The organism is Thermomonospora sp. CIF 1 (assembly GCF_001896795.1).
GTDB classification, from domain to species: domain Bacteria; phylum Actinomycetota; class Actinomycetes; order Streptosporangiales; family Streptosporangiaceae; genus Thermomonospora; species Thermomonospora curvata.
Genome location: NZ_MOYN02000022.1, coordinates 155,090 through 175,250, shown reverse-complemented (window position 1 = coordinate 175,250; position 20,161 = coordinate 155,090). Strand labels below are relative to the sequence as shown.

At 73.8% G+C, this 20,161-nt stretch carries 19 protein-coding genes; 7 read left to right on the top strand and 12 right to left on the bottom strand.

The window, feature by feature from the left end:
- Positions 1-5: 5 nt before the first annotated feature.
- Positions 6-1,076, bottom strand: coding sequence for an Rv1352/Rv1906c domain-containing protein (locus BUE48_RS16635; protein WP_286990454.1), 1,071 nt, complete (start codon positions 1,074-1,076; stop codon positions 6-8).
- A 185-nt stretch (positions 1,077-1,261) separates the two neighbouring features.
- Here BUE48_RS16635 and BUE48_RS16630 point away from each other — a divergent pair, with 185 nt between their 5' ends.
- A complete protein-coding gene (locus BUE48_RS16630) occupies positions 1,262-1,984 on the top strand; it encodes an aminoacyl-tRNA hydrolase (RefSeq protein WP_245536881.1) in 723 nt (240 codons plus the stop codon).
- 10 nt (positions 1,985-1,994) lie between these two features.
- On the opposite strand, the gene pcaDC is transcribed toward BUE48_RS16630, so the two are convergent.
- From pcaDC to BUE48_RS16610, 4 genes are all read right to left on the bottom strand, one after another.
- Positions 1,995-3,170, bottom strand: coding sequence for a bifunctional 3-oxoadipate enol-lactonase/4-carboxymuconolactone decarboxylase PcaDC (gene pcaDC / locus BUE48_RS16625; RefSeq protein ID WP_286990452.1), 1,176 nt, complete (start codon positions 3,168-3,170; stop codon positions 1,995-1,997).
- The gene (pcaG, locus tag BUE48_RS16620) at positions 3,157-3,717 is read right to left on the bottom strand and encodes a protocatechuate 3,4-dioxygenase subunit alpha (RefSeq protein ID WP_012853668.1); all 561 of its coding nucleotides are present in this window, start codon (positions 3,715-3,717) and stop codon (positions 3,157-3,159) included. The genes pcaDC and pcaG overlap by 14 nt, the downstream gene beginning before the upstream one ends.
- Complete coding sequence (gene pcaH, locus BUE48_RS16615) at positions 3,717-4,484, bottom strand: protocatechuate 3,4-dioxygenase subunit beta (protein ID WP_012853667.1); 768 nt, start codon at positions 4,482-4,484, stop codon at positions 3,717-3,719. Before pcaH ends, pcaG begins: the two co-directional genes overlap by 1 nt.
- A gap of 413 nt (positions 4,485-4,897) precedes the next feature.
- A complete protein-coding gene (locus BUE48_RS16610; protein ID WP_286990450.1) occupies positions 4,898-6,481 on the bottom strand; it encodes a hypothetical protein in 1,584 nt (527 codons plus the stop codon).
- 260 nt (positions 6,482-6,741) lie between these two features.
- Between BUE48_RS16610 and BUE48_RS16605 the strand changes: the two genes are divergently transcribed.
- Entirely contained in the window at positions 6,742-7,038 is a 297-nt protein-coding gene (locus BUE48_RS16605) for a hypothetical protein (protein ID WP_012853665.1), read from the top strand.
- A 30-nt stretch (positions 7,039-7,068) separates the two neighbouring features.
- Here BUE48_RS16605 and BUE48_RS16600 read toward each other — a convergent pair whose 3' ends face one another.
- The 5 genes from BUE48_RS16600 to BUE48_RS16580 all read right to left on the bottom strand — a co-directional run bounded on the left by BUE48_RS16600 (position 7,069) and on the right by BUE48_RS16580 (position 12,351).
- Positions 7,069-8,250, bottom strand: a complete 1,182-nt coding sequence (locus BUE48_RS16600; RefSeq protein WP_012853664.1) for an acyl-CoA dehydrogenase family protein — start codon at positions 8,248-8,250, stop codon at positions 7,069-7,071.
- Between the two features lie 327 nt (positions 8,251-8,577).
- Positions 8,578-9,159: a GTP-binding protein gene (locus tag BUE48_RS16595; protein ID WP_012853662.1), complete on the bottom strand. Its 582-nt coding sequence runs from the start codon at positions 9,157-9,159 to the stop codon at positions 8,578-8,580.
- Entirely contained in the window at positions 9,140-9,523 is a 384-nt protein-coding gene (locus BUE48_RS16590) for a DUF742 domain-containing protein (RefSeq protein ID WP_012853661.1), read from the bottom strand. Before BUE48_RS16590 ends, BUE48_RS16595 begins: the two co-directional genes overlap by 20 nt.
- Before the next feature lie 6 nt (positions 9,524-9,529).
- On the bottom strand, positions 9,530-9,931 hold the full coding sequence (locus tag BUE48_RS16585) for a roadblock/LC7 domain-containing protein (protein ID WP_012853660.1): 402 nt from the start codon (positions 9,929-9,931) through the stop codon (positions 9,530-9,532).
- The gene (locus BUE48_RS16580; protein ID WP_286990448.1) at positions 9,928-12,351 is read right to left on the bottom strand and encodes a sensor histidine kinase; all 2,424 of its coding nucleotides are present in this window, start codon (positions 12,349-12,351) and stop codon (positions 9,928-9,930) included. The genes BUE48_RS16585 and BUE48_RS16580 overlap by 4 nt, the downstream gene beginning before the upstream one ends.
- 590 nt (positions 12,352-12,941) lie before the next feature.
- On the opposite strand from BUE48_RS16580, the gene BUE48_RS16575 reads away from it, so the two are divergent.
- A complete protein-coding gene (locus BUE48_RS16575; RefSeq protein WP_041442074.1) occupies positions 12,942-13,646 on the top strand; it encodes an HAD family hydrolase in 705 nt (234 codons plus the stop codon).
- 295 nt (positions 13,647-13,941) lie between these two features.
- Here the strand turns inward: BUE48_RS16575 and BUE48_RS16570 are convergent, their stop codons facing one another.
- The gene (locus BUE48_RS16570) at positions 13,942-14,451 is read right to left on the bottom strand and encodes a ferritin-like domain-containing protein (protein WP_286990446.1); all 510 of its coding nucleotides are present in this window, start codon (positions 14,449-14,451) and stop codon (positions 13,942-13,944) included.
- Entirely contained in the window at positions 14,448-14,972 is a 525-nt protein-coding gene (locus BUE48_RS16565; RefSeq protein WP_286990445.1) for a hypothetical protein, read from the bottom strand. Before BUE48_RS16565 ends, BUE48_RS16570 begins: the two co-directional genes overlap by 4 nt.
- Before the next feature lie 157 nt (positions 14,973-15,129).
- Here BUE48_RS16565 and rimP point away from each other — a divergent pair, with 157 nt between their 5' ends.
- The 4 genes from rimP to infB all read left to right on the top strand — a co-directional run bounded on the left by rimP (position 15,130) and on the right by infB (position 20,112).
- Positions 15,130-15,747 (top strand): ribosome maturation factor RimP, encoded by a 618-nt coding sequence (rimP, locus tag BUE48_RS16560; protein ID WP_012853655.1) that lies wholly within the window; start codon positions 15,130-15,132, stop codon positions 15,745-15,747.
- A gap of 24 nt (positions 15,748-15,771) precedes the next feature.
- On the top strand, positions 15,772-16,827 hold the full coding sequence (gene nusA, locus BUE48_RS16555) for a transcription termination factor NusA (protein WP_012853654.1): 1,056 nt from the start codon (positions 15,772-15,774) through the stop codon (positions 16,825-16,827).
- Positions 16,793-17,146, top strand: a complete 354-nt coding sequence (locus BUE48_RS16550) for a YlxR family protein (RefSeq protein WP_342610137.1) — start codon at positions 16,793-16,795, stop codon at positions 17,144-17,146. The genes nusA and BUE48_RS16550 overlap by 35 nt, the downstream gene beginning before the upstream one ends.
- 110 nt (positions 17,147-17,256) lie before the next feature.
- On the top strand, positions 17,257-20,112 hold the full coding sequence (gene infB / locus BUE48_RS16545) for a translation initiation factor IF-2 (RefSeq protein ID WP_286990443.1): 2,856 nt from the start codon (positions 17,257-17,259) through the stop codon (positions 20,110-20,112).
- Positions 20,113-20,161: the final 49 nt, after the last annotated feature.

Below are 20,161 nucleotides of genomic sequence, written 5' to 3'. Positions count from 1 at the left end.
AAAGTTCAGTGCTCAAGGCGGCGCGGCGGTTCCTCGCCGGCCGCGGCGGCCTCGGCCAGGCGGTCGCGTAGAACTCGCAGCAGCGCCTCGCCCTGGGCCGAGAGCCGCTCGATGTCCGGCAGCGCCAGCTCGTCGCGGACGGCGTCGGCCAGCGCCTCGTCGTACTCGTGGGACCGGGCGGCCAGCCGCTCCAGCTGCCGGTGCGCCCGCAGCGCCTCGTCGGCGGCGCGGACGCGCTCGGCATAGCGCTCCAGCGCCTCCACGCGCCGCGTCACCGCCTGCACCGAAAGCTCCAGCTTGCGGTGCAGCGGGCGCAGCGCGGCGGCCAGCTCGGGGACCGCGGCGGCCTCCAGCTCGCCTTCCCGGCGGCGCAGCCGCGACTGCCGGGCCAGCGCCTGGGCGATCTCCCACTCCTGGCGCGGCAGCGTCACCGCGTTGTCCGCCGCATCCAGCAGGCCCTCCCGGTTGACCTGCGACTCCTGGACGGTCCGCAGCGCCTGCTGGGCCCGGGCCAGCAGCGCCTTGGCCTCCTCGTCGAAGTCCTCCGGCAGCAGGTAGCGGTCCCGGCGGTCCCTCAGCGCCCGGGCGCGCCGCAGGTCGTCGCAGATCCGCGTGCCGGTGACGGCGGTGAGGACGGCCAGCGGCGTCAACAGCAGCGGCCACAGCGAACCGAGCGTCACCCCGCCCGCCAGGAACAGCGCGGCGGCCAGCGCCGGCGGCGCCCAGCTGGGCGAGCGGCGGCCGGCCACGATGCCGTCCAGCTCGGCGCGCAGCGTCGGGTCCGCCACCGGGCGGGGCTCGGGCGGGCGGCGGCCGGGTGCGGCGGCCGGCGCCACCAGCCGCCAGTGGCTGCGCACCCGGGTCTCGAACGCGAAATCGGTGGGTTCGATCTCGACCTCGGTGGGGCCCTCCGGCAGCGGCCAGGAGCCCACCGGGGCGTCGCCGTCGGGGCCGGTGAAACGCACCCACCAGCCGCCCTTGCCGTCGTCGCAGCGGTAACGGCCCGGCACGATGTCGATGCCGACGAAGAACGTGCCGGTACCCGGGATGGTGTTGCTCCCGGCACCAGTGGTCACCGGCGACCTCCGACCAGAGCTCCCGCGGCGTCGCCTGCAGGCGTCCCAGGGCCGCCGGCGGCCGCGTGTCCCTCTCTGTGCCCGCTCCAGGACCGGCATCCGGAGACGGTTCATAGTTGCTCTACCCACATCCCGGCCGGAAAAGCCCGGCGAATCCCCGGCGGCGCGGTGGAATACTCGGTCGGGTGGCCGCTTACACCGATCCAGCCGACGAGCCGCCCTGGGCGATGCAACTGGCGGTCCAGGTGGAGAAGTCCGCGCCGCCGACGCACCGGGCCGTCTGCGAGGCGGCCGCCATGGCGGTGGTGAGATTGCTCACCGACCCCCGCAGCACCGAGCCGGAGGGACCCTGGCACGAGCGGGTGCGGCGCTGGGAGTCGGGGCGGATCCGCAAGGTGGCGCGGCGGGGCCGGGGCATCCGCTGGCGGGAGGCCCAGGAGCTGCCCGGCGTCACCGTCGACCACGACGGGGCCCGGGTGCGGGCCTTCGTGCCCGGCCCGGTGGACCGGGTGCCGCCGCCGCTGGCCAAGATGCAGGTCGCCGGGCTGGAACTGGAGCGCGAAGAGCCCAAGCCGCCGCCGGAGCCGCCGTATGCGGCGCTGGCGCTCAACCCCGAGGTGACCATGAGCACCGGCAAGTCGGCCGCCCAGTGCGGGCACGCGGCCCAGCTGCTGCTGCGCCGGGGCCGCGCGCAGGACGTGGCGGCCTGGGTGGCGGCCGGGGCGCCGGTTCACCTCACCGCCGGCCTGCCGTGGCGGGAGTGCGTGCGCCGGGCCGTGGTGTCCGTGCGCGACGCCGGCTTCACCGAGGTCCCCCCGGGCACCACCACCGCGGTCGCCTGGCTGGAGACCGGGCGGCCGCCGGAGCCGCACCGGCCGCTGTGGCGGCGCCTGTGGCCCTGGCGGTGAGACGCCGGCGTCAGATCCGGCCCTCTTCCCGCAGCACCCGGTCGGCGACGGCGAACGCGGAGTTGGCCGCCGGGACGCCGCAGTAGATCGCCGTCTGCAGCAGCACCTCCCCGATCTCCTGCGGGGTGAGCCCGTTGCGCAGCGCGGCCCGCACGTGCATGGCCAGCTCCTCGTGGTGGCCGCGGGCGGCCAGCGCGGTCAGCGTGATGCAGCTGCGGGTCCTGCGGTCCAGCCCGGGACGGGTCCAGATCTCCCCCCAGGCGTAGCGGGTGATGAGGTCCTGGAACGGGGCGGTGAACTCGTCGGCGCCGGCGATGGCGGCGTCGACGTGCGCGTCCCCGAGCACGGCGCGGCGCACGGCCGTCCCCGCCGCATGGCGGGGACCGTCCGCCGAGCCGGCCCCCAGATGGCCCAGCAGGGCCGTGGTGACCGCCTCCGGGCGCTGCACCCCGGCCAGGTGCGCGGCCCCGGCCACCTCGACCAAGGTCGCGCCGGGGATGCCGTCGGCCAGCTCCCGGGCGTGCGCGGGCGGGGTGGCCGGGTCGTCGCGCCCGGCGATCACCAAGGTGGGGGCGGTGATGCGTCCCAGCCGGTCGCGCAGGTCGTAGCCGGCCAGCACCTCACAGCAGGCGGCATAGCCCTCCGGATCGGCGGCGCGCAGGTCGCCTGTCAGCTCCTCCGCCAGCGCCGCGGCCGCCGGGTCGGCGGCGAACCCGGGAGTGAACCAGCGGGCGGCCGCGGCGTCGGCCAGCGGACCGGTGCCCTCGGCCCGGACCGCGGCGGCCCGCCGGCGCCAGGCGTCCGGATCGCCGAACCTGGCCGAAGAGCACACCAGGGCCAGCGAGCCGACCCGGTCGGGGTGGTGCACCGCCAGCCAGGCGCCCACGGCCCCGCCCAGGGAGATCCCCGCATAGGCGAAACGGCCGATGCCGAGGGAGTCCGCCAGGTCGAGCACCAGACGCCCCAGCTCGGCGATGGACGATCCGGCCGGCAGCAGCGCGGCGGGCGAGCCGCCGTGCCCGGGCAGATCCCAGCGGACCACCCGGTGGGTGCGGGCGAGCGCACCGACTTGCGGCTCCCACACCGCCAGCGACGTGCCCAAAGAAGGGCCCAGCAGGAGCGGCTCTCCCCACGCCGGCCCCTCGATGCGGTGGTGCAGCACGCCGGGCACGCTAGCGGAAGTCAAGGAAGACCGTCTCCTCGTGCGTCCCGTCGCCCTGCAGCCGGATGTCGAAGCGGTAGACCCCCTCCCGTTCCGGCACGGCCAGCAGCGTGGCGCGGCGCTTCGGCTCCAGTGACGCCAGCAGCGGATCGTCCCCGGGATCCGACAGGTACACCCGCGTGTACAGGTGGTGGAGCAGCCCGCGGGCGAACACGCACACGCTGATGTAGGGGAGGCCGCCGGGCGGCAGCGTCCGCAGCGCATAGTGCCCGTCGGCGTCGACGGCCACCCGGCCGAACCCGGTGAAGGCGACGCCGTCGCGGCCGAGCACCGCCCCGGTGGCCTGGTCGCGGCGCAGCGAGCCGGGCGCCCCCGTCCGCGAGCCGTCCGGGGCGGCCTGCCAGAACTCCAGCAGGGCGTCGGGAACCGGGTCCCCGGCCCCGTCGTGGACGTACCCGTGCACGATGAGGGACGCCGGGTCGCCCGGCGGGGCGAGCTCCGCGCCCCCGGGGAAGGGGAGCGCGAAACCGTAGAACGGGCCGATGGTCTGCGACGGCGTGGGCGGGAGCATCAGCGTCCCTTCTCCATCCAGGTGGCGCACGGGCCGTCCAGCACGATGTCCCACCGGTAGCCCAGGGAGTACTCCGGCACCGACAGGTCGTGGACGTACTCGGCCACCAGCCGCCGCCGGGCCGCCTCGTCGGTCACCGACTGCAGGATCGGGTCGTAGGGGAACAGCGGGTCGCCCGGGAAGTACATCTGGGTGACCAGCCGCTGGGTGAAGGCGGTGCCGAACAGCGAAAAATGGATGTGCGCCGGCCGCCAGGCGTTGGTGTGGTTGCCCCACGGATAAGGGCCGGGCTTGATGGTGGTGAAGTGGTAGCGGCCCTCGTCGTCGGTCAGGCAGCGGCCGACCCCGGTGAAGTTGGGGTCCAGCGGGGCCGGGTGCTGTTCGCGCCGGTGGGCGTACCGGCCGGCGGCGTTGGCCTGCCAGATCTCCACCAGCTGGCCGCGCACCGGGCGGCCGTCGCGGTCCAGCACCCGCCCGGTGACGGTGATCCGCTCGCCCAGCGGCTCGCCGACGTGCTGGCGGGTCAGGTCGCTGTCCAGCTCGGTCACGTCGGTGGTCCCGAACACCGGCCCGGTCAGCTCCATCGCCTCCGGATCGCGCACCGCCACCAGCGGCCGCTTGGGGTGCCGCAGCACGGAGCTGCGGTAGGGCGGGTAGTCACGGTCGGGGTGGTCGCGGCGTGGCGCGCCGCCGGCCACGGCCTTGGCGTAGGCGTCGCGGAGCTCGCAGATCTCGGCGTTGATCGTCTCCTGGGTGGGAGGTGACACGGAGCGGGCTCCCTTCCGGCGGCCGGGCGTGCGGCCCCGCCGACGAACGCCCGCATCCGGCGGGGGGCATCGGATGCGGGCGGCGGGTCGCGGCCGCGGGTCCGCCAGGGCGGACCGTGGGTCGTCGGGTGGCCCGAGTCTGGTATGCGGCGCCGCGGGCCGTCAACGCGGTCTTCTGCTGAGCGGAAACCCCCGCCTCAGGCGGGCGGGGCGGGGGAGGAGCGCGCCGTCCGATGCCGGAGACGGGGCGGGACGGCTCGCGGGGACGGGCCGGCCGGGATGAACCCGATCGCCGCGTCGGCTCCTCATAGCGCTCCCGCGGCTCCCACGCCGGCTGCCGGCCCCGCAACGCCGCGGGCGAGATCCTGCGGCCTTGTGCTGCGCGAGAGCTACGGCGCGGGCCGACGCGGGGCCTACGGCCGTCCGGGCGGCGCCGTCCCCTGCGGCTGCGAGGCCGGGGCGGGCCGCTGCCCGGCCTCCGGCGGCTGCTGCAAAGCGGGCGGCCGGGGGGCGGGCTGCTGCCGCTGCCAGCGATTCAAGGCGGCCAGCGCGATCTCCTGAGTGCGGCTCAAGCCGGAGCCTTGGCCCTGTCCCGGCTCCGGCGGCCCCTCGCTGCGGGCCGCCACCCGGGCCTTGACGCCCAGCGCGTACGACAGGAACAGCAAGGCGGCGAACACCACCGCATAAAGGCCGTGCTCGGCGAGGTCGGCGAGTCTGCCCTTGACCACGTCCAGCACGCAGAACGCGGCGAACCCCGCGGCCCAGCCCGACAACGCCATCAGGAGCCACACGTCCCGGCGGCGCGCCAGCCCGACCACGGTCAGCAGGACCAGCAGGACCTGCACCGCCTTGACCGCGATCAGCGCCGGGGAGGCGAGGCTCTCGCCCAGATAGAACGTCATCTCCTTGAGGTGGGCGGGCCAGCCCAGCAGGGACATCAGCAGAGCGCTGCCCCCGAAGGCCGTCAGGAAGATCCCGATCGGGTAGTGGAAGCGGTGGAAGGCCCCGCGCCGCGCCTGTTCGTCGGGCAGCTCCGGAAGCGGCTGCTGCGGCGGGGCCCACTGCTGCTGGGGAATGGACGACGCCGGCAGGGCGGCCGGCTGGTCGACGACCGTTTGCCCGGGATCCGGCCGCTGTGGCGGGACGGGGGGCGCCTGAGGGGCGGTTCGCTGATCGGCTCCCGGCTCCCTTGCGGCGGCCGGTCGCCGCGGGAGGGGCAGCCCCTGAGGGACGGTCAGCCCATCGGCTCCCGGCTGGGCGGAATCCGTCTGCCGCTGAGGTGCGGGCAGAGGCTGCGGCGTGGTCTGCTTGTCCGCTTCCGACTGCCCGGTGGTGGGCTGGGGCTCCGGAGAAGATTGTGGCGCGGATGGTCCTGGCTGTCCGGTGTCCGTCTGCGCGCGGTCCGGTTGCTTCTGGGATGCGGGCAGCGTCTGTGGTGCGGTCTGCTTGTCGGCCTCCGGTCGCTCGGCCTCAGGCAGGGGGTGCGGCTGTTGCTCCGCGGCAGTGGACGCTTGCGCAGCGTCCTGCTGCTCGGCCGCCTGCGCGAAGTCCTTCTGCTGCTGAGAAGCGGGCAGGGGTTGCGGCGCGGTCTGCCCGTCTTCTTCCACCTGCTCGGAGTCGGCCGGCTCTTCGGAGTCCTGCTGCCGGGAGGCGGGCGGCTCCGGTGGCTCGGGCTGCTCGTCCGGCTCCGGCTGCGGCGCGTCCTCCTGTGCAGACGGCCCGGCGGGCTCCTGCGCCGGCTCCTGGTAGTCGGCGTACCACATGGCGTATGCCGGCCGCTCCTGGGGCGCCGAGCGAGGGGCGTCCGGTTCCTGCGGAACGGCCTGCGGAGCCGTCGCCTTCGCGGAGCCGGGTGCGGACGGTTCCGGCCGCTTAGCCGGGGACGGCGTCTCCTCGGCCGCCGCGTCCAGGCGGGTCTGTTCGGGCGAGCCGCCTCGGCCGTCCTCCGGCAGCGCCATCTCCTGGGTCCGGTCCTCGTCCGGTGCTCGGTCCGTCACTACCGCCGTCCTCCCTGAAGCCCCCGGTCACTAGGCGAAAGATATCCGGTTCGGGCGGGTCCGGGGGGCCGATGCGGCTCGTCCGCAACCGGGACGCTCGGCGGACCTTGCACCGAATAATGGCCATTACGGGCCGCGGGAGCCCAATCTATATTTCTCTCGTTCGTTGGGTAAATTCAGCGATATTGCTTGCGGATCGGCTTGCCGAGTGGCAATGCTCTCCTTATATCGGGCCGCGTGCGAACAGGGGGAGGTCCGAAGTGACACCTGATGGAAGCGGTACCGCCGCACCGGCCGACCTGCGGGTGGAATATCTGGAAAAGCTCGGCGACGAGCTGGTCCACCGGGGTTTTCGGGTGCGTTTGAACACGCCTTTGGAAAAACCCGCCAGTTTGCATGTGATGAATCCGCGGGCGACCGTGCTCACCGAGGACATCCTCGCCGAAGCCGACGCCGACGGCTGGTGGTTCCACTGGTCGTGGGCCGAGCGCATCGCCGCCGCCGACGATGTCGCCGCCGCGGCCGACCGGATCGCCCGGGTCCTGGCCGTCCGCTGACCGCCGGCGCCCGCCCCCGCGGGCCGGCCCTCACGGGCGCGGCTCGCGGGGCAGGCCCAGCGTGCGCTCGGCGATGATGTTGCGCTGGATCTCGCTGGATCCGGCGTAGATGGTGTCGGCCCGGCTGAACAGGAACAATCGCTGGGCGTCGGTCAGCTCATAGGAGCCCACCGGCGCCGGCTCGGTCAGCAGCCCGGCGGCGCCCTGCACGTCCACCGCCAGCTCCCCGAGCCGCCGGTGCCACTCCGACCAGTACAGCTTGGCGATCGACACCTCCGGGCCCGGCTCGCCGGCGGCCAGGGAGCGCATGGTGCGCAGCGCGTTGAAACGCATGATCTCCAGCTCGATCCAGGCCCGCGCCAGCCGGTCGCGCAGCACCGGGTCGCGATTGGCGCCGGTCTCCTTGGCGACCGCGATGATCGCCTCCAGCTCCCGGCGGAACAGCAGCTGCTGGCCCAGCGTCGAGGCGCCCCGCTCATAGCCCAGCGTCGCCATCGCCACCCGCCAGCCGTCGCCGGGGGCGCCCAGGATGTTCTCCTTGGCGGTGCGGGCGCCGTCGAAGAACACCTCGTTGAACTCGCTGGTGCCGGTCGCCTGGACGATCGGGCGCACCTCCACGCCCGGCTGCCGCATCGGCACCAGCAGATAGGACAGCCCCCTGTGGCGGGTGCTGCCCGGCTCGGTGCGGCACAGCACGAAACACCAGTCGGCCACGTGCGCCAGCGACGTCCACACCTTCTGCCCGTGGATCACCCACTCGTCGCCGACCAGCTCGGCCCGGGTCTGCACGTTGGCCAGGTCGGAGCCGGCGTTCGGCTCGGAGTAGCCCTGGCACCACAGCTCCTCGCCGTCGCGGATCGGCGGCAGGAACCGCCGTTTCTGCTCCTCGGTGCCGAAGTCGATGATGGTCGGGCCGATCAGCCCCTCGCCGATGTGCCCCACCCGGTGCGGCGCGCCCGCCCGCGCGTACTCCTCGAAGAAGACGACCTGCTGCTCCATCGTGGCGTTGCGCCCGCCGTACTCCACCGGCCAGCCCAGGCACGTCCAGCCGGCCTTGGCCAGGTGCCGCTCCCAGGCGTGCCGGATCTCATGGCCCTCGTGCTCGCGGCCGGGCCCGCCCAGCCCGCGCGCGGCGGCGAACTCGCCCGACAGGTTCTCCTCCAGCCAGGCGCGCACCTCGGCGCGGAACGCCTCCAGGTCCTGTTCAGCCATCGAACCTCCCGTAGGTGCCCCGGTAGAACACCAGCGGCTCTCCCTCCTGCTGCCTGTCCAGGTGGTGCACCCGGGCCGCGACGCTCGCATGGTCCCCGGCCGGGCCGCCGTCCGGCCGGCGAGACGGGCCGGCCCCGCCTCGCGCCAGGAGAAGAGGCCAGGGGAGCGTTCGTCCCGTCCGTCCCATTCATAGGTCCTAAGGCGCCCCGGCCGTTCACTGCAGTCCCACTCAGCGGGTGGGATCGGCCCGCGATCTGCAGGACGGGCCACACGCCGAGGACGGGAACGGCTCATGGCGGCAGGGCGCCGCCATGAGCCGAGGCCCGGTCAGCTTCCGGCGGGGACGGAGTGCCGCAGGGCGTGCTCCAGCAGGGCGATCAGGACCTCTTTGGCGGACTCGCGCCGGCGGGCGTCGCAGGTGATGACCGGCACGTGCGGGTCCACGTCCAGGGCGTCGCGGATCTCCTGCAGGCTGTAGACGTAGGCGCCCTCGAAGCAGTTGACGGCGACGATGAAGGGGATGCGGCGCTGCTCGAAGTAGTCGATGGCGGCGAAACTGGAGGTCAGCCGGCGGGTGTCGGCCAGCACCACCGCGCCCAGCGCGCCGCGGGCCAGCTCGTTCCACATGAACCAGAACCGGTCTTGGCCGGGCGTGCCGAACAGGTAGAGCACGACCCCGTCGCGCAGGGTGATCCGGCCGAAGTCCATCGCCACCGTCGTGGTGGTCTTGGCCTCCACCCCGCGGGTGTCGTCCACCCCGATGCTGGCGTCGGTCAGGTACTCCTCGGTGCGCAGCGGGCGGATCTCGCTGACGCTGCCGACCAGGGTGGTCTTGCCCACCCCGAACCCCCCGGCGATCAGGATCTTCAGGGCGAGCCTGGGGCCGTCCTCACAGGGCGCGGAGTTCATCGATCACTCTCCTCAGCAGCAGCGGGTCCGGCTGCGCAGATGAGGTGAGCGGCCGGGTCACCTCGATCAGACCGTGCTCCAACAGCTCCTCCAGCAGCACCATGACCACGCCCAGCGGCAGGTTCGCCTCCGAGGCCAGATCGGCGACGGTGACCGGCCGCCGGCACCGCACCAGCAGCCACTGCTGCTCGCGGTTCAGCCGCACCTGCGGCGGCACCGGCCGGCCCGAGGCGATGAGGATCGTCACGATGTCCAGCGGCTCGCCGCGCGGCCGGGCGCGCCCCCGGGCCACCGCATAGGGACGCACCAGCGGCCCGGCCTCCTCATCCAGCCAGCGCTCGCCCGTCGGATCTCCCCGGGACATGGCGGCTCACTCCGCTGTGCGGGGACTTGCGGCCAGTTGCTTGCGCACCCGCTTGACCAGCATGGTCATCTCATAGGCCACCAGCCCGGCGTTGGCGCCCGCCTCGCTGAGCAGCGCCAGGCAGCTGCCGCTGCCGGCGGGGACCACGAAGAACAGGCCCTCTTCCATCTCCACGATGGTCTGCTGGACCTCCCCGCAGCCCAGGTGCGGCTTGGCCCCCACCGCCAGGCTGTGGAAACCGGCCGCCAGCGCCGCCAGGTACTCGGCGTCCTCGCGGCTGACCTGGCTGGAGGCCCCCATCACCAGGCCGTCGCGGGAGAGCACCACCACCTTGCGCACCTGGCCGACCCGCTGCACCAGGTCGTCCAGGAGCCAGTTCAGATCGCCGGCCACTCCGGCTCCGCTCATGACTCACCTCCCTCGGCCGCCCTGTCGTCGGATCCGTCCTCGTCTTCGGCGCGGCCGCGCAGCCACCCGCCCTGCAGGGAGGCCAGCAGGTCCCGGCTCTGCTCGGCGGAGCGGTCCCGCGGCGGGTCCGCGCCCGGCGGCTCGGCGTCCACCGGGCCGACCGAGCGCAGCTCCGGCACCAGGTTGGCCTGGCGGATCCGGCGGGGCAGCGGCGCCGGCCGCTCCTGGCCGTTCTGCTGCCGCGGTCCGTCTGCGACGGGCGAGCCGTCCCCTTGGCGGGGCCGGTGCGGATGCTCCGCCGAACCGTTCGCCGAGGACGCGCCGCCCCGGTGGGGCTCGAACCACGACCAGGCGGGGGGCTCGATCCGCTCCGGCTCCGCCGGTGCGGCCTCCTGCGGCCGGCCCGGCCCCTCCAGGTCGCGCCGCTGCGGCTCGGAGGCCCGGAGGGAGGACGGCCCGTCGAGCGCGGCGGGCACCGTGTCGCCGGGCGGCAGCGCGGTGTCGGCGATCAAGTCGGGCGGCAGCAGCACCACCGCGCAGGTCCCGCCGTACACCGACTCCTGCAGCGCCACCTTGATGCCGTGGCGGGCGGCCAGGCGGGAGACCACGAACAGGCCCAGCCGGTCGCTGTCGGCCAGGTCGAACTCCGGCGGCTCGGCCAGCCGCTGGTTCAGATCCGCCCGCTCGCGCGGGTCGATGCCGATGCCGCGGTCGATCACCTCGACCGCATAGCCGTTGGCCACCATCTCGCCGCGCACCAGCACCTCGGTGGGCGGCGGGGAGAACACCGTGGCGTTCTCGATCAGCTCGGCCAGCAGGTGGACCACGTCGGCGACCACCGCGCCGCTGAGGGAGGCCGGGGTGGAGGCGACCACCTCCACCCGGGTGTAGTCCTCCACCTCGGCGGCGGCCGAGCGCAGCACGTCCTCCAGCGGCACCGGGCGGCTCCAGCCGCGGCCCGGCGCGGCGCCGGACAAGATGATCAGGCCTTCGGCGTGCCGCCGCATCCGGGTGGTCAGGTGGTCGATGCGGAACAGCTCCTCCAGCAGGTCGGGGTCGGTGACCTTGCGCTGCAGGGTCTCCAGCATCCGCAGCTGCCGGTGCAGCAGCGACTGGCTGCGCCAGGCCAGGTTGAGGAAGACCCGGCTGATGCCCTTGCGCAGGTGCGCCTCGCTGACGGCGGTCTCCACGGCGGTGCGCTGCACCTTGGTGAAGGCGGAGGCGACCTGGGCGACCTCGGCGGTGCGGCCGGCCCGCAGCGGCGGCGCCGCCTCCTCGATGTCGACCTCCTCGCCGCGGCGCAGCCGTTCCACCACCTCCGGCAGGCGGTTGTCGGCCAGGTCGTCGGCGGCCCGCCGCAGCCCGCGCAGCTCGCGGACCAGGCCCCGGCCGACCAGCACCGACAGCACGACCGAGGCGATCACCGCGAGCAGACCGACGCCGCCGGCGGCCACCAGACGCAGCATGATCTGGTCGCCGACCTCCTCGGAGCGCCGCTCCAGGTCCGCCCCGGCCTTGGTGACCGCTTCGTTCAGCGTGGCCAGCACCGCCGGGACGGTCTGCGACCAGGCGTCGAGGGCGGGCGGCAGCCGGCCGGCGGGGGACTCCAGCAGCGCCTGCTCCATGGCCAGGAAGCGCTGGTAGTCCGGCTGCTTGGCGTACTCCTCGATGGTGGTGAGCAGCGAGCCGTCCAGGTGTGCGAGCCCCTGGTCGAACATCAGTTGCCGCTGGGCGGCCCATTCCATCAGGACGCCGCGCTCCTCGGCGGTCAGCCGCCCGCCGGTCGCCTGCAGCGCGGTGACCAGTGAGTCCTCCCGGGTCATGTACTCGCGGGCCCAGGAGATCTCCTGCAGTCCCTGACCCAGCTGGTAGATCTCCGCGTCATCGACCCGCTGGCTGCTGTACATCCGCAGCGCGGCCTCGATGAACTCGCCGTAGCCCGCGATGATGTCCACCGGCTTGATCTGGTGGCCGTCCACCTTGGCGCGCAGCGCCTCCAGCCCTTCCAGCCGGCGCAGCAGCTCGGTCAGCATCTCCCGGAGCCGCGGGCCCGCGGCCTCGTTGATGTCCTCTTGCGCGGCCCGGCGCAGCATGGCGATGGCGGCGTCGCTCCTGGCCCGCTGGGCCTGCAGCTCGGCCCCGCCGCGCAGGCCCTTGGTGCTCCGGTACACCGTGGACAGCGAGCGCTCGCCCTGCAGGTGCAGGGCCACGGCGATGCCCGGCACGCTGATGCGGTCGTAGGAGTCGGAGATGGCGTACCTGTTGAGGGCCGCGCCCAAGGTGACGCTGGCGGCGAACGCCCACAGCGCGATCAGCGAGATGAGCGGAATGACCAGCAGCGCGGCGATGCGCATCCGGATCGAGCGCCGGCGCCCCGGCCGTCGCAGCACCGATGGGCGCCCGCCCTCGGGGACAAGCATCCTGGCCGTCCTCCTCGATCGAGACGGGCGCCGGCGAGATATGGATACGTGTGGCGGCAATTTGCCGTAAACGTTCTGTGTGTTCGCCAACGCCCGGTTTTTTGCTGTTTGCTCAGCCCCCGGGCGACATATGCTTCACCGCAGCCCCCGAAAGCGCAAGACCCACCGCTGGTCCATTTGCTGAACAGGAGTGGTACTGCACAACACGGGTGCAGACCGCCGGGGCCACATGTGGTCATGCGGGTTTCCGGCTCGTCCATAAGACCCGGCCGGGACGGTGCGCCCGGCTCGGATCGAGCGCCCGGCCCGCTGCGCCGATCGCAGGTTCCGCGCAAAACCGCGGGCGAGGACGGGAGGGCTCGCCCTTCTGGCGGTGAATGCCCAGGTCATCCCGGGAGTCGGCCCGAGATTCGCCGGGCGATGGCCTCGCCCGTGCAATTGGCGGCCCGGCTTCCCCCGGCCGGGGGAAGCCCGGTTCGTGCAGCCGGCGACCGGGGCGCCCGGCCCGCCGCCGGAATGGCGCGCCGGGTGGGACGAAGGTGGAGAAAAAGGCATATCCCCAGGTCTCCGGCGACGGTTACCATCCCAGCATGGCGGTGGACGCGGTGATCTTCGACTGGGGCGGCACCCTGACCCCCTGGCACGATGTCGAGCTCGGGGAGATGTGGCGGACGATCTGCGCCTCTCACCTGGCCCCCGACGAGGTCGAACGGATCGCCCGGGCCCTGCTGGAGGCCGAGGACGAGCTGTGGCGCCGCTCCCGCGAGGAGCACCGCAGCGCCACCTTGGACGAGCTGTTCGAACTGGCCGGGGTGCAGCCCACCGAGGAGCTGCTGGACACCAAGTTCCGGGCCTGGGAGCCGCACACCTTCACCGACCCCGACGCCGCCGACCTGCTGAGCGGGCTGCGCGAGCGCGGCATCAAGGTCGGCGTGCTGTCCAACACCCTGTGGTCGCGGGAGTGGCACGAGCGGATCTTCGCCCGCGACGGCGTCCTGGACCTGATCGACGGGGCCGTCTACAGCAGCGAGATCCCCTGGACCAAGCCCCATGCGCAGGCCTTCCGCCTCGCCATGGAGGCGGTCGGCGCCGAGGATCCGGCCCGCTGCGTGTTCGTCGGCGACCGGCCGTTCGAGGACGTGCACGGCGCCAAGTCGGCCGGGATGCGCGCGGTGCAGATCTGGCACAGCTCCGCCGACTCGCTGCCCGGCGGCGGTCCCCACCTGGCCCCGCCGGACGCCGTCATCCACCGCCTGAGCGACCTGTGGCCGCACGTGGACAAGTGGGCGGACTGAACCTTTTGCACCAGACGGCCTGAAACGCCGGGGCCCGGGTGCCGTCCGGTACCGCGGCCGTCCAGGTCATGGCATCGCCCCTGACCGCGACGTCCCCGTCTCCGCCTGCGGAGACGGGGCGTTGAAGAAGCCTCACCGAAGCCCCGGGCGGCGCACCGTTCCCAGGGCCTGAAGACAGGCGACCGAAGGAAACCGCCCACATCGGCGGTGCCTGGCGCCATGCCGTTCCCGACCCGCGGAAACGGCGTGCTGAAGGAAGCGCGGAACCGGGACGCCGCGGCGGTGGGGGCGAAGGCTAGGAGCCCGGCCGAGGCGTTGCCCCCTTTGACGTCTTCTCCCGTTCCCCCTGCGCGGTCTCCTCCGGCGGCAGGCCCGGCAGCGCCGGCGGGACGGCCCGCTCGCCCGCGCTCTTGCGCCAGCCGATCCACCGGCCCATCGCCTCCTGCATGGCCAGCGCCGCGTGGCGGCGCAGATCGGCCTCCTGACAGCCGGCCAGCGCCGCATAGGCCTCCAGCACCCGCTCCTCCAGCGCGGCGGCCAGCGCGGCGGCACTGGCGGCCGAGGTCACCTCGACCGCCGGCCGGTAGGCGGCCTCGGCGGCCACCGGCTGCGCCCCCCGCCGCACCACCAGCTCGGCGAGCCGGTCGCGGCGCGCGCGATGGGCGTCCAAGACGGTGCGGGCGGTCTGCTGCGCCGGCCCGCGCAGCCCGGCGCCCACCACCCCGTAGCCGTAGACGGCGGCGTGCTCGGCGGCCAGCGCCGCCTGCAGCGCCTCGACGACGCCGTCGGCCCGCCGGCCGCTCACTCCTCTTCCTCCAGCGCCGCCTCCAGCAGCGCCGCGTGCCCCGCCTCACAGGCGCCGATGCTCGCCAGCAACTGGGCCATCCCAGGAGCGATCTTCACCACATCCGCGGCGCGGGCCGCGGCCGCCTCGCTCTCGGCGCGGCGCAGCGCCGCCAGCGCCCCGGACCTGCCGGCGGGCGCCTGGAAGGGCGTCGGCGAGGGGACGGGCGCGGCGGAAGCGCCCTCCCCGGTCCCCGGCACATAATGACGCTGCAGCACCCGCAGGTGCTCGCGGTGGTGCGCCAGCATCGGCTCCAGCCGTCCGGCGAGCCCTGCGTGGGCCCGCAGCACCGCCTCGTGCAGCATGATCAGCCGTTGCTCGGCGGCGATCGCGACGGTCAGGACGGCCACGTCCGGCCCGGGCGAGACGGCCGGCGGCGGATCGGCCCGGGTGCAGCCGCCCAGCGCGGCGGATGCGACCAGGCCGCCCAGCACCGCCCGCCGGGGCACGGCCGGGCCCGGCGCCGCCTGAGCCGCTCGCACGCTGTTTTCTCCTCGTTTCCGGTGGTATGGGGGGCGGTCAGGGAGTATTCCACAGCGCCTGCGCCGGGCGCCGGGCCGAAAGAACGTCGCCGAGCCGGCCTGTCGATAGGCTTGAATACGAAGGCTACGGCGCCCGCTGATCAGGAGGAGGTCCCAGATGAGCGTCGAATCCGGCCGCGGCCGCGCTCGGCGGGCGCCTCGTCCCGACCAGCGGCGCACCGGGCGGCACGCCCCCGCCGGCGGTCCGTCGCGGGCGCAGGTGCAGGCCGAGCTGACCCGGCTGGTCGGGCCGCTGGCCGCCGCGCAAGGGCTGGACCTGGAGGAACTCGACGTCAAGCCCGCCGGGCGGCGCCGGCTGGTGCGCATCGTGGTGGACGCCGACGGCGGGGTGACCTTGGAGGACACCGCGACCTTGAGCCAGGCGGTGTCGGCCGCGCTCGACGACACCGACGTCATGGGCGAGGCCCCCTACGTGCTGGAGGTCACCTCGCCGGGAGTGGACCGGCCGCTGACCGAGCCGCGGCACTGGCGCCGTGCCACCGGGCGGCTGGTGCGCGCGGCACTGGCCGACGGCGGCCAGGTCGAGGGGCGGGTGGTCGCCGCCGACGAGGAGGCGGTGGTGCTGGAGGTCGCCGGGCGGCGGCGCCGCTTCGGCCACGGCGAGCTGGGCCGGGGCAGGGTGCAGGTGGAGTTCCGCCGCCCGCCGCAGCAGGCCGGCCACGACGATGACGACGATGAGCTCGCCGACCTGGGAGCCGACGAGGCCGGGAACTGAGGGGGAGCTTACGTGGACATCGACATGGCTGCGCTGCGCAGCCTGGAGAGCGAGAAGGACATCTCGCTCGAGCTGGTCGCCCAGGCGATCGAGGACGCCCTGCTGATCGCCTACCACCGCACCGAGGGGGCGGCGCCCAGGGCGCGCGTGGAGCTGGACCGCAAGACCGGGCACGTGACGGTGTGGGCGGCCGAGACCGACGACGAAGGCAACGTCCTGCGGGAATACGACGACACCCCGGAGGACTTCTCCCGTATCGCGGCGACCACGGCCAAGCAGGTCATCTTGCAGAAGCTGCGCGACGCCGAGGACGAGGTGACCTTCGGCGAGTACGCCGGCCGCGAGGGCGACATCGTCTCCGGGGTGATCCAGCAGGGCAAGGACCCGCGCAACGTGCTGGTGGACCTGGGCCGCATCGAGGCGATCCTGCCGCCGTCGGAGCAGGTGCCGGGCGAGTCCTATGAGCACGGCGACCGGATCCGGGCCTATGTGGTGCAGGTGCGCAAGGGTCACCGGGGCCCTTCGGTGCAGCTGTCGCGGACCCACCCCAACCTGGTCCGCAAGCTGTTCGCGCTGGAGGTGCCCGAGATCGCCGACGGCACCGTGGAGATCGCGGCCATCGCCCGGGAGGCCGGGCACCGCACCAAGATCGCGGTGCGCTCCCGCAAGCCCGGGGTGAACGCCAAGGGCGCCTGCATCGGCCCGATGGGCAGCCGGGTCCGCAACGTGATGCACGAGCTGCGCGGGGAGAAGATCGACATCGTCGACTGGTCGGAGGACCCGGCCGAGTTCGTCGGCAACGCGCTCTCGCCCGCCCGGGTCAGCAGCGTGCAGGTGATCGACGAGGCCGCCCGCACGGCCCGGGTGATCGTGCCCGACTACCAGCTGTCGCTGGCCATCGGCAAGGAGGGCCAGAACGCCCGGCTGGCCGCCCGGCTGACCGGCTGGCGGATCGACATCCGGCCCGACACCGAGGTCGAGCAGTCCGGGCAGGTCGGCGCGGTGCGGCGGAGCGGATCGGACACCTCAGGATCAAGTGCGGAGCATGCGACAGGTCCCGCCGACGCGTCAGCACGGTAGACTCATGACACGTGGCCCGGCCGCCCAAGGGGGCTTCCCTCGTCGTACCTGCGTGGGCTGCCGGGTTCGCACGGCCAAATCCGACCTGCTGCGCCTGGTGGTGGTCGAGGGCGTGATCGTCCCCGACCCCCGTGGGCGGCTGCCGGGGAGGGGTGCTTCCATACACCCCGACCTGGGGTGTCTTGAGCTCGCGGAGCGGCGTCGGGCGTTCCCCCGGGCCTTCCGCCTGCCGGGACCGCTCGACACCAGCCTCCTGCGGGAACATCTTGAGGCACAGGGCAGTTGGTATCAGGATGGTCGAACTGTAAGCGACGTCTAGTCGGAAGCAGGTCGAGATTGCGATGAGCGCTCGATGAGCACGCCGCGATGAGTACGGCAAGTTAGAGACGGCCCGGAGGCCGCTACCTCCCGGGCCGAGTAGGGAGTGCAGTGGCGAAGGTCCGGGTTTACGAGCTCGCCAAGGAGTTCGGAGTAGAGAGCAAGGTCGTCATGGCCAAGCTCCAGGAGAGCGGCGGGGGCGGTCGCAAGCCCCAGGCCTCGCCGCGCCGGCCCGAACAGCAGGCACAGCAGGCTGCGCCCAAGCCGCAGCCGCCCGCGAGCGCCGAAGGCGGCGCTCGCCCCGCACCGCCCAAGCCGGGTCCCGTGCCCAAGCCGGGCCCGGTGCCCAAGCCCGGCCCCGCCGGCCGCGCCGCGCCGCGTCCGGGTCCGGTGCCGCAGGCCCCGGCGCAGCAGGCGCCGGGCGGCGGTGCCCGTCCCAAGCCGCAGGCGCCCGCGGCCCAGGCCGGCCCCAAGGCGCCGCCGGCCCCGGGCGGTCCGGCCGCCGGGCAGGGCGGCCCCGCGGTGCCCAAGCCGGGTCCGCGCGTGCCCAAGCCGGGGCCGCGCCCCGGCCCGCGTCCGGCCGCGCCGCGTCCGGGCAACAACCCGTTCAGCTCCACCAACACCGGCATGGGCACCACGCCCAAGCCGGGTCCGCGTCCGGCTCCGCCGCCCGGTGACCGGCAGGGCGCCGCGGGTCAGCGCGGTGCCGCCGCTCCCGGCGGTCCGCGTCCGGCCCCGCCGCGCCCGGTGCCCGGGCCGCCGCGTCCGGGTCCGCGTCCCGGCGGCGCCGCCGGCGGTCCCCGTCCGGGCGGTCCGCGGCCGAGCCCGATGAACATGCCGTCGCGGCCCAGCGCGCTGGGACCGGGCGCCGTGCGCGGCCCCGGCCGTCCCGGTGGCGCCGGGCGTCCCGGCGTGGGCCGTCCCGCCGGCGGCGGTCGTCCCGGCGGCGGCTTCGGCGGTCCGCGTCCCGGTGGCGGCGGTCGTCCCGGCGGTGGTTTCGGCGGTGCGCGTCCCGGTGGCGGCGGCCGTGGCCGTGGCGGCGCGGCCGGTGCCTTCGGGCGTCCCGGCGGCCGTCCCACGCGGGGCCGCAAGTCCAAGAAGCAGCGGCGCCAAGAGTTCGACAACATGCAGGCGCCGGCCATCGGCGGCGTGCAGGCTCCGCGCGGCGGCGGCAAGACCATCCGGCTGCCGCAGGGCGCCTCGCTGACCGACTTCGCCGAGAAGATCGGCGCCAACCCGGCGTCGCTGGTGCAGATCATGCTGCACCTGGGCGAGATGGTCACCGCGACCCAGTCGGTCAACGAGGACACCCTCAAGCTGCTCGGCGCCGAGCTGGACTTCGACGTCCAGGTGGTCTCGCCCGAGGACGAGGACCGCGAGCTGCTGGAGTCCTTCGACATCGAGTTCGGCGAGGACATCGGTGACGAGGACCAGCTGGTGGTCCGCCCGCCGGTGGTGACCGTGATGGGTCACGTCGACCACGGTAAGACCAAGCTGCTGGACGCCATCCGCAACGCCAACGTGGCCTCCGGCGAGGCCGGCGGGATCACCCAGCACATCGGCGCCTACCAGGTGCAGACCGAGGTCGACGGCGAAGAGCGCAAGATCACCTTCATCGACACCCCCGGTCACGAGGCCTTCACCGCCATGCGTGCCCGCGGTGCCGACACCACCGACCTGGTGGTGCTGGTGGTCGCCGCCGACGACGGGGTCAAGCCGCAGACCACCGAGGCGATCGACCACGCCACCGCGGCCGGGGTGCCGATCGTGGTGGCGGTCAACAAGATCGACAAGCCGGAGGCGGACCCGCACCGGGTGCGCGCCCAGCTCACCGAGTACGGCCTGGTCGCCGAGGAGTACGGCGGGCAGACCCTGTTCGTGGACGTGTCGGCCAAGGAGGGCACCAACCTCGACGAGCTGCTCGAGGCGATCATCCTGACCGCCGACGCCGAGCTGGACCTGAAGGCCAACCCCGACATGCCCGCCCAGGGCGTGGCCATCGAGGCACACCTGGACCGGGGCCGGGGCGCGGTGGCGACCGTGCTGGTGCAGCGCGGCACCTTGCGGGTCGGCGACTCGATCGTCTGCGGCGTGGCGCACGGCCGCGTCCGGGCGATGCTGGACGAAAACGGCAACAACGTCGAAGAGGCGGGGCCGTCGCGTCCGGTGCAGGTACTCGGCCTGACCGCGGTGCCCAGCGCCGGCGACAGCTTCCTGGTGGTCGAGGACGACCGGGTGGCCCGGCAGATCGCCGACAAGCGCATCGCCCGCAAGCGCAACGCCGAGCTGCTGCGCACCCGCCGTTCCCGGACGCTGGAGGAGCTGTTCTCCGACCTCAAGAAGGGCGAGCGGCAGGAACTGCTGCTCATCATCAAGGGCGATGTGTCCGGTTCGGTGGAGGCGCTGGAAGACTCGCTGATGAAGATCGACGTCGGCGACGAGGTCGGTCTGCGGGTCATCCGCCGCGGCGTCGGCGCCATCACCCAAGACGACGTCAACCTGGCGGTGGCCTCCGACGGCGCGGTCATCATCGGCTTCAACGTCCGGGCCGAGCGCAACGCCCAGGAGGCGGCCGACCGCGAGGGCGTGGACATCCGCTACTACTCGGTCATCTACCAGGCGATCGAGGAAGTCGAGGCGGCCCTCAAGGGCATGCTCAAGCCCGAGTACGAGGAGGTCCAGCTCGGCACCGCGGAGATCCGCGCGATCTTCAAGGTGCCGCGGATCGGCAACGTGGCCGGGTGCATGGTGCTCACCGGCACCATCAACCGGGGCGCCAAGGCCCGCCTGGTCCGCCAGGGGACCGTGGTCGCCGACAACCTCTCCATCGCCTCGCTGCGCCGCGAGAAGGACGATGTCAACGAGGTCCGCGAGGGCTTCGAGTGCGGCATCGGGCTCGGGTACCAGGACATCAAGATCGGTGATGTCATCGAGTGCTTCGAGATGCGGGAGAAGCCGCGCGACTGATCGCTCCTGCGTTCGCCGCGGGCCCGCCACGGGCCCGCGGCGAACGGCC